8 protein-coding genes are annotated in these 9,704 nt (G+C 76.6%); 2 read left to right on the top strand and 6 right to left on the bottom strand.

Going from position 1 to position 9,704, the window contains the following annotated elements; all coding sequences use genetic code 11:
- The 3 genes from ACFQ11_RS35940 to mgrA form a co-directional block, all read right to left on the bottom strand.
- On the bottom strand, positions 1 to 225 hold a 225-nt coding region (locus ACFQ11_RS35940; RefSeq protein ID WP_378307106.1), incomplete at its 3' end, for a DUF6343 family protein.
- 2 nt (positions 226 to 227) lie between these two features.
- Positions 228 to 680, bottom strand: a complete 453-nt coding sequence (locus ACFQ11_RS35935; RefSeq protein WP_378307104.1) for a YbhB/YbcL family Raf kinase inhibitor-like protein — start codon at positions 678 to 680, stop codon at positions 228 to 230.
- Between the two features lie 77 nt (positions 681 to 757).
- Entirely contained in the window at positions 758 to 1,783 is a 1,026-nt protein-coding gene (mgrA, locus tag ACFQ11_RS35930) for an L-glyceraldehyde 3-phosphate reductase (protein WP_378307102.1), read from the bottom strand.
- A 99-nt stretch (positions 1,784 to 1,882) separates the two neighbouring features.
- Between mgrA and ACFQ11_RS35925 the strand changes: the two genes are divergently transcribed.
- On the top strand, positions 1,883 to 5,224 hold the full coding sequence (locus tag ACFQ11_RS35925; protein WP_378307100.1) for a hypothetical protein: 3,342 nt from the start codon (positions 1,883 to 1,885) through the stop codon (positions 5,222 to 5,224).
- 5 nt (positions 5,225 to 5,229) lie between these two features.
- Here ACFQ11_RS35925 and ACFQ11_RS35920 read toward each other — a convergent pair whose 3' ends face one another.
- The 3 genes from ACFQ11_RS35920 to ACFQ11_RS35910 all read right to left on the bottom strand — a co-directional run bounded on the left by ACFQ11_RS35920 (position 5,230) and on the right by ACFQ11_RS35910 (position 8,292).
- Positions 5,230 to 5,661, bottom strand: coding sequence for a hypothetical protein (locus ACFQ11_RS35920; protein ID WP_378307098.1), 432 nt, complete (start codon positions 5,659 to 5,661; stop codon positions 5,230 to 5,232).
- Between the two features lie 99 nt (positions 5,662 to 5,760).
- Positions 5,761 to 7,143 carry an NADP-dependent succinic semialdehyde dehydrogenase gene (locus ACFQ11_RS35915; RefSeq protein ID WP_378307096.1) on the bottom strand — a complete coding sequence of 461 codons (1,383 nt, stop codon included), beginning with the start codon at positions 7,141 to 7,143 and terminating at the stop codon, positions 5,761 to 5,763.
- Positions 7,144 to 7,257: 114 nt separating this feature from the next.
- Positions 7,258 to 8,292 (bottom strand): lactonase family protein, encoded by a 1,035-nt coding sequence (locus ACFQ11_RS35910; RefSeq protein ID WP_378307094.1) that lies wholly within the window; start codon positions 8,290 to 8,292, stop codon positions 7,258 to 7,260.
- Between the two features lie 218 nt (positions 8,293 to 8,510).
- On the opposite strand from ACFQ11_RS35910, the gene ACFQ11_RS35905 reads away from it, so the two are divergent.
- The coding region (locus ACFQ11_RS35905) for an MFS transporter (protein ID WP_378307092.1) at positions 8,511 to 9,704 on the top strand (1,194 nt) is incomplete at its 3' end.

The raw sequence follows: 9,704 nt of genomic DNA, 5'->3' as shown, positions 1-9,704 counted from the left end.
CGCCGCGGCCCAGGCCCCGTCGCCGCCGCACCCGGCCGCGAGCACCGCGACGACGATCGCCGCGGCGGCCGCCGCGACCAGCGCGACCGACGCCAGCGCGGCCCGCAGCCGCAGCGGGCTGCGGGCGGTGAGCGGCTCGGTGCCGGGCCGCCGTCCGCGACGGTCCGGACGGTGATCCGCGCGGTCCCCCGGCCGCCGCGGGCCGGGCCCTCCGGTGCCGGCCACGGCTACCGGGCGAACGTGCCGACGAGCGTCCCCGTCGCCACGATCTTGTCCTGCATCGCGTTCCGCAGGTCCTCCGCCGTGAAACCGGTGCCGAGCCCGGACGGCTCCGACAGCCCGTACAGCCTGAAGAAGTAGCGGTGCGGGTCGTCGCCGACCGGCGGCTTGGGACCGCCGTACCCCTCGGCGCCGAAGTCGTTGCGGCCGAGGGCCGCCCCGGTCGGCACCTCGCCGGGGTCCAGCCCGGTCGTCACCGGGTCGATCCCGGCCACGAGCCAGTGCGCGAACGTGCCGGTGGGCGCGTCCGGGTCCTCGCAGGCCAGTGCGAGCTCCACCACCTCCTCGGGGGCGTCCGACCACTCCAGCGGCGGGGACACGTCGCCGCTGTCGTGCGAGTACTCCGACGGGATGATCGTGTGATCGTTGAACGCTTCGCTGCGCAGGGTCATCTCCTTCATGCCGACCCCGTGCCCGCATGGAACGGGACAAATCGTGCGGGCACGGCCGTCCGGGCGGGTCCGCCCGGTCCGCCCGGTCAGCCCGCGCTGGACGCCGCCCAGATGTTGATGCCGGCCTCCACGGCGTCCCGGTCGATCGCGGCCAGCTCGTCGGCGGTGAAGTCCAGCCGGTCGAGGGCGGCGAGGTTCTCCTCCAGTTGCGCGACGCTGCTCGCGCCGATCAGCGCCGAGGTGACCCGGCCGTCCCGCAGCGACCAGGCGAGGGCCATCTGCGCCAGGGACTGCCCCCGCCCCGCGGCGATCTCGTTCAGCGTCCGGACGTGCCGCAGATTCTCCTCCGTCAGCAGGTCCGCCGAGAACGAGGTCCCCTTGCTCGCCCGCGAGCCCGCCGGGATCCCGTCGAGGTACTTGCCGGTCAGCATTCCCTGCGCCAGCGGGGAGAACGCGATGCAGCCGGCGCCCGCCGCCTCCAGGGTGTCGAGCAGGCCGCCCTCGATCCACCGGTTGAGCATCGAGTACGACGGCTGGTGGATCAGCAGCGGGGTGCCCATGTCCCGCAGGATCGCCGCGGCCTCGGCCGTCCGCTCCGGCGAGTACGACGAGATCCCCGCGTACAGCGCCTTCCCGGACCGGACGGCCCGGTCCAGCGCGCCCATCGTCTCCTCGAGCGGCGTCTCGGGGTCGAACCGGTGGCTGTAGAAGATGTCGACGTAGTCCACGCCCATCCGCCGCAGCGACTGGTCCAGGCTGGCGAGCAGGTACTTGCGCGAGCCCCATTCGCCGTAGGGGCCCGGCCACATGTCGTATCCCGCCTTCGTCGAAATGATCATTTCGTCGCGGTAGGGGGCGAGGTCCGCGCGCAGGATCCGGCCGAAATTGGTCTCCGCGGAGCCGTACGGCGGGCCGTAATTGTTCGCCAGGTCGAAATGCGTCACGCCGAGGTCGAACGCGCGGCGCAGGATCGCCCGCTGCACGTCCAGCGGACGGTCGTCGCCGAAGTTGTGCCACAGCCCGAGCGAGATCGCCGGGAGCCGCAACCCGCTCCGTCCGCACCGCCGGTAGGGGATCTGCTCATATCGGTCGTCAGCGGCCACATAGCTCATGGTGACGATTGTGTCAGCGTCCGGCACTTGCCGGACCCGCGCCGGATCGTCCATGATCGGACCCATGACGATCAGGAAGGGCGGTCTCCGCCCGGGCCGTTGAGCCCCACCGCGCCGGTCCGGGAACCGGCCGAAGAACGCGCGGGCGATCTCCTCGCGCGCGTCGAACCCCTCGCGTACCCGGAGCGCATGCGCGCCCTGGCCCTGCACGCCCGGCGCCTCGCCGGGACTCCCGCGCTGAGCGCGCTCCTCGACGAGCTGTCCGCGGGCGGACGGTACGAGCGGCGCACCGCGCTGCACATGGCGATGGCCGCCCGCGACCTCCCGTTCATCGAACGCGCCCTCGCGGGCGCCGATCCGGCACTGCGGCGGGCCGCGCTGCGGGCCGTCCGGACGCTCCCCGTCGCCGACGGCGCGGCGGCGGCCGTCCTCGACGACGCCCCCGCCGACCTGCGGCGGGCGTTCTACCGGACGCTGCGGCACGGCGACCGCACCGCCCTCGCCGACCGGCTGCTGCCGGACGTCCGGGCCCGCTGGGGCGAGCGCGAGGCCGCCGCCCTGCTGCCCGCCTGCTCGGGCGAGGCGGCCGCCCGGTGGCTGCCGGACCTGGACCACGCCGTCACCGCGTGGCGGGCCCTCGCCGAGCGGCATCCCGGCCCGTTCCTCGCACTCGCCCGGGAGCGGGCGGCGGGCCGCGGCTGGCTGCGGCGCCGTACGGCCGCCGTCGCGGCCCTGGCCCGGCACGACCCGGCCGGGCTGCTCGAACTGCTCGAGCGGGAGGACGTCCGCGAGAACGTGCGGCACCGGCTCCCGAAGGCCGTCGCGCGGCGGCTGTTCGCGGTCGACACCGTCCGCGCCGCCCGGCTGGCGGTCGCCGCGGGCGGCCCGCGCGGCGGGCTGTTCTCCCGCGACGAGCACCTGCGGTTCCTGCCCGGCCGGGAACTGCCGGCCGCCCTGCCGGGCGACGCCCACGGGCTCGCCGGGAAACTCGCGCTCGTCGCGCCGGGGCGCCGCGGCCCGCTGTTCGACGCGATCGTGGAGCGGCGCGGGGGCCCGTTCCCGGGCCTGCAGGCGTACCCGCTGCTCCCGCTGCTGCCGCCGGACCGCGCCGCGGCCGAGGCGCGGCGGATGCTCGACTGGCACGGCTCGGTGTGGCACTCGGCCCGCCGCAGGCTGGACGATCCCGACATCCCGCTGAAGCTCACCGCCCACCTTCCCTACGACGAGGCGAGCGGGCCGCTGCGGGAGGCGGCGCTCACCGGCGACCCGAAGCGGCGCGGGCTCGCCCGGGCGCTCCTGATCGGGGCGGCGGCCCGCACCGGCGACGGCACGGTGCTGCTCGGCGTGGTCGGCGGCCTCGCGGACCGCGCCCGCAACGAGCGCGACCCGCTGCGGCGCGCGCTGATCGAGGCGCTCGCGTCCGTCCCGGTGGCCCTGCTGGGCGGCGCGCTCGCCGGACCGCTGGACGGGCTCGCCGCGGCGGCCGTCGAGTCCCGCGACTCCTCGCGGCCGACGCGGCGGGCGCTGCGGGACCTGGCCGACCGCGCGCTCGCCCACGCCCCCGGCCTGCGGCCGTGGGCGTACGGGGTCTACGACCGGCTGGTGGCGCGGTGCGGCACCGAGCAGCTCGAGGACCGCGACCACGCCCTCGGCCTCGTCCTGCCGCGCGGCGCCGAGCACGAACTCCTGGACGTCCTGCGCCCCCGGTTGCGGGCCGCCCGCGAGCGGCGCGATCCCGCGCTCGCGATCGAGGTGGCGCGGTCACTCGGGCGGCGGGCCTTCCCGCTGGAGGAGATCCAGGACGACCTGCGCGCCGCGGCGCTCGACCGCACGGGCGACCTCGCCGCGGAGGCCGCGGCCGTCTGGCTCGCCGACCCCGCCCGGCGCGCCGGACGCGCCGCGGAGCTCGTGGCGGCCGACCCGGCGGCGGTCGAGGTCCCCGAGGTCTGGCGCGTCGTCGCGAGCCGCCGCACCGACCTGCTCGGACGCGTCGTCCTGGGGGAGCGGACGTCCCGGGTGCGGCGGCAGGACCCGGGCCGCTGGACGCCCGCCCAGGTCGAACGGGTGCGGGCGGCGCTGAACGGCGTGGCGGGCGACGACGCGCCGCCCGCGGACACGCGGGTCGCGGCCGCCGCGTCCCTCGGCCGGCTCCCCGGGACCCTCGGAGATCTCGCCGCGTGGGCCGGCGGGGCCGACGCCGTCCTCGCCGAGGCCGCGATGGAGGCGATGGCCGGGACGGACCGCCCCGCGGAGGCGCTCGGCCTCCTGCTCGGGCTCGCGCGCGGCGGGGGGTCGCCGTACGCGGTCGCGGCCGCCGCCGGCTGCTGCGCCGCGGTGGCGCCGTCCGCGCTCGGCCCGGTCCTGGCCGGGACGCTGGCCGGGCCGGGCGCGAAGGTGACGGCGCGCAAGCAGGCCGCCCGGCTGCTGGAGCGGCTGCGGCCGCCCGGCGCGGCGGACGCCCTGCTCGGCGCGTGGCGCGATCCCCGTCTGCACCGGGACGTGCGGGCCGCCGTCGCCGCGGCGCTGCGCCGGTTCCCCGACGACCCCCGGGCGTTCACCGCCCTGGAGGACGCCGCGGGGCCGTACGCGTCCGAACCGCTGCTCCGCACGCTCTTCCAGGCGCTGCCGGAGGAGTACGCGCCGGCGGCCCGGCCCCGGTACGCCGCGCTGGTGAGGCGGCTGCTCGCCGCGTCGGACGGCCCGGGGGTGCGCTTTCGCGGGACGCGGGCGTTCCAGGTGTGGGCGCGCCATTACGAGGGCGGGTTCGCCGACCTCCTCGCCGCCGTGGGGGACCCGGCGAACCCCGCCGGGGACGCGGAGCTGCCCGTCCTGGAGGCGCTGGTGTCCGCGGGGGCGGTGCGCGACGAGGTCCTCGGCGTCCTGGAGGGCCTGCTGCCCGCGGCCGGTGCGCGCGGGCCCGCCCGGCGCCGCCTGCTCTCCCTCGTGCGGGTGCTCGGCGCGCGGCGCGGCCCCGGCCGCGACGCTCCCGTGGAGGCCGGGCCGGCCCGCCGGGCGGCCGCGCTGCTGGCGCCCCATCCGCTGTACCTCCGGCAGGTCGTGGAGCTGACGTTCGCGTTCCCGCCGCTGGCCGACCCCGGCCGGGCCTCGGCGGACGAGCTCGCCGAGGCGCTCGGGTCCCTCGCGGGGCTCCTGCGCGACCGGCCGGCGGCGGCGCTCGAACTGGACTGGCGGTTCAGGAGCCTTGTCGGCCACCGGAACGGACGGCGGACGCCGGTGCCGCCGCCCCGGCTCCTGCCCGCCGTGCGGGGTCTCGTCGCGCAGGGGCACCTCGTGGCGCACCTGCTGGCGATGCGGGCGGCCGGCGCGGCGGGGGACGCGGCGGGATGGCCGGACGGGTGGCGGGCGGTGCTGGACGACCTGCGCCGCTCGCCGCACGTCGACGTCCGGGTGCAGGCGATCGACGTCGACCCGGACCGGTGACCGGGTCAGGCGCCGCGGCGCGACGCGGTGTACTGCACCGCCGCGAAGCCCGCCACGGCGACCGCCTGCAGCACCGCCCACACGGCGCCCGCGGTGGTGAGCGAGAACCAGCCGAGCGCGACCGCCGCGACGCTGAGGACGGCCCACAGCAGGTTGGTCTCGACGACGGCGGTCACGGCGAGCCGGTTCGGGCGGGCGGGCACCGACACGGCCCACACGAGCGCCGCGTAGCCGAGCAGGAAGGCGCCGATCGCGCGCCCGGGCCCGGGGTCGAGGCCGATGAGGTCCTCGACCGGGCCCGCGAGCGCCAGGTAGGCGAGGCCGTTGACGGCGGTCACGCCCGCGTCGAGGCGGAGCGCGAGGCGGAGCAGCCGGGCGCCGTCGGCGAGCAGGCCCCGCGCGGGACGGTTCTCGGTGGCGGAACGGGTCGTGGTCATCGGGATTCCTTTCCTCGTGCCGATGCCACGACGCTAGAAGCGCGGGGGTCACCGCGGCGATTACCCGGGAGGTAACCGCGCGCGGACGTGCGGGGGGTCCTAGGCGGCGGCCCAGATCGTCTTGGCGTTGCAGAATTCGAGCATGCCCTCGGCGGACAGCTCCCGCCCGTACCCGGAGCGCTTGACGCCGCCGAACGGAAGCCGCGGGTACGAGGTCGTCATCCCGTTGATGAAGACCTGCCCGGCCTCCAGCTCCCGGACGAACCGGTCCCGCTCGGCGTCGTCGCGCGTCCACGCGTTGGAGCCGAGCCCGAAGCCGGTCGCGTTCGCCAGCTCGATCGCCGCGTCGATGTCGCGCACCCGGAACAGCGAGGCGACGGGCCCGAACACCTCCTCGTGGAACATCCGCATCTCGGTGGTCACGTCGGTGACCACGGTCGGCGGGTAGTACCAGCCGGGACGGTCGGGGCGCTCGCCCCCGCACAGCACGCGGGCGCCCTTGCCGACGGCGTCCGCGACGAGCTCCTCGACGTCGGCGCGGCCGTCCTCGCTGACGAGCGGGCCGACGTCGGTGCCGTCGTCCATGGGGTCCCCGACCCGCTTGGCCCGCATCGCCTCGACGAACAGCTCCTCGAACTCGTCGGCGCAGTCCTCGTGGACGATGAACCGTTTCGCCGAGATGCAGCTCTGCCCGTTGTTGAGGCAGCGGGAGTCGGCGGCGGTCCGCGCGGCCGCCGGGACGTCGGCGGACGGCATGACGACGAACGGGTCGCTGCCGCCGAGCTCCAGCACCGTCGGCTTGATCTCGTCGCCGGCGATCGCGGCGACCGACCGCCCGGCGGGCTCGCTGCCGGTGAGCGTGGCGGCCTTCACCCGCGGGTCGCGCAGCACCCGCTCGACCTCGGCCGACCCGATCAGCAGCGTCTGGAACGCGCCCTCGGGGAACCCGGCGCGGCGGAACAGGTCCTCGAGGAGCAGCGCGGTCTGCGGGACGTTCGAGGAGTGCTTGAGCAGCCCGACGTTGCCCGCCATCAGCGCGGGCGCCGCGAACCGGATCACCTGCCAGAGCGGGAAGTTCCACGGCATCACCGCCAGCACCGGGCCCAGCGGCTCGTACCGGACGTACGCGTCCCGCGCGCCCACGTCCGCGGGGTCGGCGGGACGGTGCTCGGCGAGGAACCCGGCCGCGTGCTCGGCGTAGAACCGGCACGCCTTCGCGCACTTGCGCACCTCGGCCTCGGCGGCCGTGCGGGGCTTGCCCATCTCCGTGGTGAGCAGGGCGCCGATCTCCCCGGCCTCCCGGTCGAGGACGTCGGCCGCCGCGTTCATCCACGCGGCCCGCTGCTCGACGCCGGTGTTCCGGTAGGTCGCGAAGGTCTCCGCCGCCAGCGCGAGGCGCCGGTCGATCTCCTCCTCCGCGGCCGCGTCGAAGGTCTTCTCGACCTGCCCCGTGGCGGGATTGGTCGTGGCGATCGTCGTCATGTCCGGACACTCCCTGAATGTTGTGATTCATTCGGGGCGTGCCCGGGCGGCGCACCGGAAAACCGGATCCCGGACGGGCGGCCGCGAGCCGGGGCGCCCGCCCACCGTGGACCGCTACAGGACGGGCACGACGCACACCGGAGCGGGCACCTCGAGCGGCGTCCCGGCCGGGACGGGCACGCCGTCGCCGCCGACCCGGAAGGTGGCGATCGTGTCGCTCCGCTCGTTCGCGACGTGCAGCCACGGGCCGTCCACGTGCAGGTCGCGCGGCCACGCGCCGCCGGACGGGACGTCCGCGACGGGTTCGAGCCGCGCGCCGTCGTCCAGGATCCGGTGCGCCGTCACCACGTCGGCGCCCCGGGTGGACGTGTAGAGGAACCGGCCGTCGCCGGCGAGCTTGATCGCCGCGCCCTGGGCGGGGCCCCCGTCCGGCGAGGCGAGCACGGGCGAGTCGCCGAGGATCTCCAGCGCCGCGTACCCGTGCTCCGGGCCCCCGACGGGGCACAGGACCAGCACCGTCCCGGCGAGCTCGGTGATCACGTAGACGTGCCCGCTCGGGTGGAGGGCGAGGTGGCGCGGGCCGCACCCGTCCGGCAGGGGCGTCTCCCCGGCGAGGCGCAGGTCGCCGTCCTCGAGCCGGAAGGCGCGGACCAGGTCGGCGCCGAGGTCGGTGGTCAGCACGAGCCCGTCCGGCGCGGGCACCGCCATGTGGGCGTGCGGGCCCTCCTGCCGGTCGGCCACGGGGCCCGTGCCGTGGCCCGCCGCGACGGCGGGCTCGCCCGTGAACCCCCCGTCGCCCGCGAGCGGCACGGCCCGGACCGTCCCGGACCCGTAGTCGGCGACCAGCAGGTGCCCGCCGCCGGGCGTCACCGACACGTGGCAGGGCAGGGCGCCCGCGTCGCGCCGCCCGATCTCGCGCAGCCCGTCGCCGGCGATCTCGAAGGCCGTCACGCCGCCCGCGTCCTCCTCGCGCACGGCGTACACCACCCGGCCGCCCGGGTGGACGGCGAGGTAGGAGGGGGAGTCGGCCTCGGCGGCGAGCCGCACGTCGGCGAGGGAGCCGTCGGGGCGGCGCCGGACCCGGTAGACGCCCGCGCCGCCGCCCGCCGCACCGGTGTACGTGCCCACCCAGAACGCCCGCTCGTCCACCCCGGACCCCCGTCTGCCGCCGTTTCGCTTACCTGCCGCCCGGGCGGACGGCCGGAGGCGAGCCTAACGCGGTGGACTCGGCGGTCGAGGGATGCCGCGGCTCGGACCGCGAAAGCAAAGGTAAACGTGACAAACCCCATACACTTCCCCGATTTGGCATGTTCTGCGAAGTTCTTCGCGTTTAATGCCCTTTGCCGTTTCTTTGGGGGGAGAGGACTTTGACGTTCCCGGTGATGCTGCGCTCGTTGCGCCATCACAACTACCGGCTCTGGGCCATCGCCGACTTCGTCTCCATCACGGGGACGTGGATGCAGGTCCTCGCCCTCAACTGGCTCGTCCTGTCCATCACGGGCTCGGCGACCAGCGTCGGGCTCGGCCTGGTCATGCAGGCCCTCCCGACGATGCTGATCGGCCCCTGGGGCGGCGTGATCGCCGACCGGCTGCCCGTCCGTGCGGTCGTCGGCGCGGGCCAGCTCGTCCAGGCGCTGCTGTCCACGGTGCTGGCGTGCATCGCGCTCGGCGGGCCCTCCTCGGTCGGCGCCCTCTACGCGATCTCGCTGGCCTCCGGGCTGGCGACCGCGCTGACCTCGCCCGCCCTCGGCCGGTTCGGCGCCGAGGTCGTCGGCCCCGACGACCTGTCCAACGGGCTCGCGCTCGGCTCGGTGCTCAGCTCCGGCGGGCGGATCCTCGGGATGAGCCTCGCCGGGATCGTGATCCCCCTCTTCGGGGTGCCCGGCGCGTTCTTCGCGAACGCCGCGAGCTTCCTCGGCGTCCTTGTCGCGCTCGCCCTTATGCGCCGCCGCGAGTTCCACCGGCTCCCGCCGTCCGAACCCGGGGAGCGCGGCATCGTCGCCGGGTTCCGGTACGTGCTGCGCGACCCCCGCATGCTGATCATGTTCGGGCTGGCGTTCGTCCTCGGCAGCCTCGGCCGCAACTACCAGGTCACCATGGCCGCCATGGCGGAGGGCCCGCTGGCCGCCGGCGCCTCCGGCTACGGCGCGCTGTCGGTCGCCTTCGCCGTCGGCACCGTGCTCGGCGGCGTCTTCGCCGCGTCCCGCCTCCGCCTCCCGCTGCGGCTGCTGCTGATCGCCGCGGCCGTCTGCGCCGCCGGGCAGATGCTCAGCGGCGGCGCGCCCACCCTCCTGCTGTTCGGCGCCGCGATGCTCCCGATCGCCGCCGCGGCGGTCGTCCTGGACACCACCGTCAGCACCCGCGTCCAGCTCGACAGCCCCGGTCACCTGCGCGGCCGCGTGATCTCCGCGCAGGGCATGGTGGGCGCCGCGTCCGGCGCCGTCGGCGGCCCCGCCCTCGGCGTCATGTGCGACGCGCTCGGCCTGCGCGCCGCGCTCGTCCTCGCGCTGGCCGCGCGGCTCGCCGCCGCGCTCGCCGCCGCCTACGGCTTCGCGCGCGTG

It is taken from the genome of Actinomadura sediminis (assembly GCF_042675525.1).
Lineage (GTDB): Bacteria > Actinomycetota > Actinomycetes > Streptosporangiales > Streptosporangiaceae > Spirillospora > Spirillospora sediminis.
This window is presented reverse-complemented; position numbering and strand designations above follow the sequence as displayed.

Excerpts from the sequence above, each read along its gene's own strand:
- ACFQ11_RS35915 (WP_378307096.1), bottom strand. The coding sequence starts at position 7,143 with ATGACGACGATCGCCACGACCAATCCCGCCACGGGGCAGGTCGAGAAG.
- ACFQ11_RS35935 (WP_378307104.1), bottom strand. The coding sequence starts at position 680 with ATGAAGGAGATGACCCTGCGCAGCGAAGCGTTCAACGATCACACGATC.
- ACFQ11_RS35920 (WP_378307098.1), bottom strand. The coding sequence starts at position 5,661 with ATGACCACGACCCGTTCCGCCACCGAGAACCGTCCCGCGCGGGGCCTG.
- mgrA (WP_378307102.1), bottom strand. The coding sequence starts at position 1,783 with ATGAGCTATGTGGCCGCTGACGACCGATATGAGCAGATCCCCTACCGG.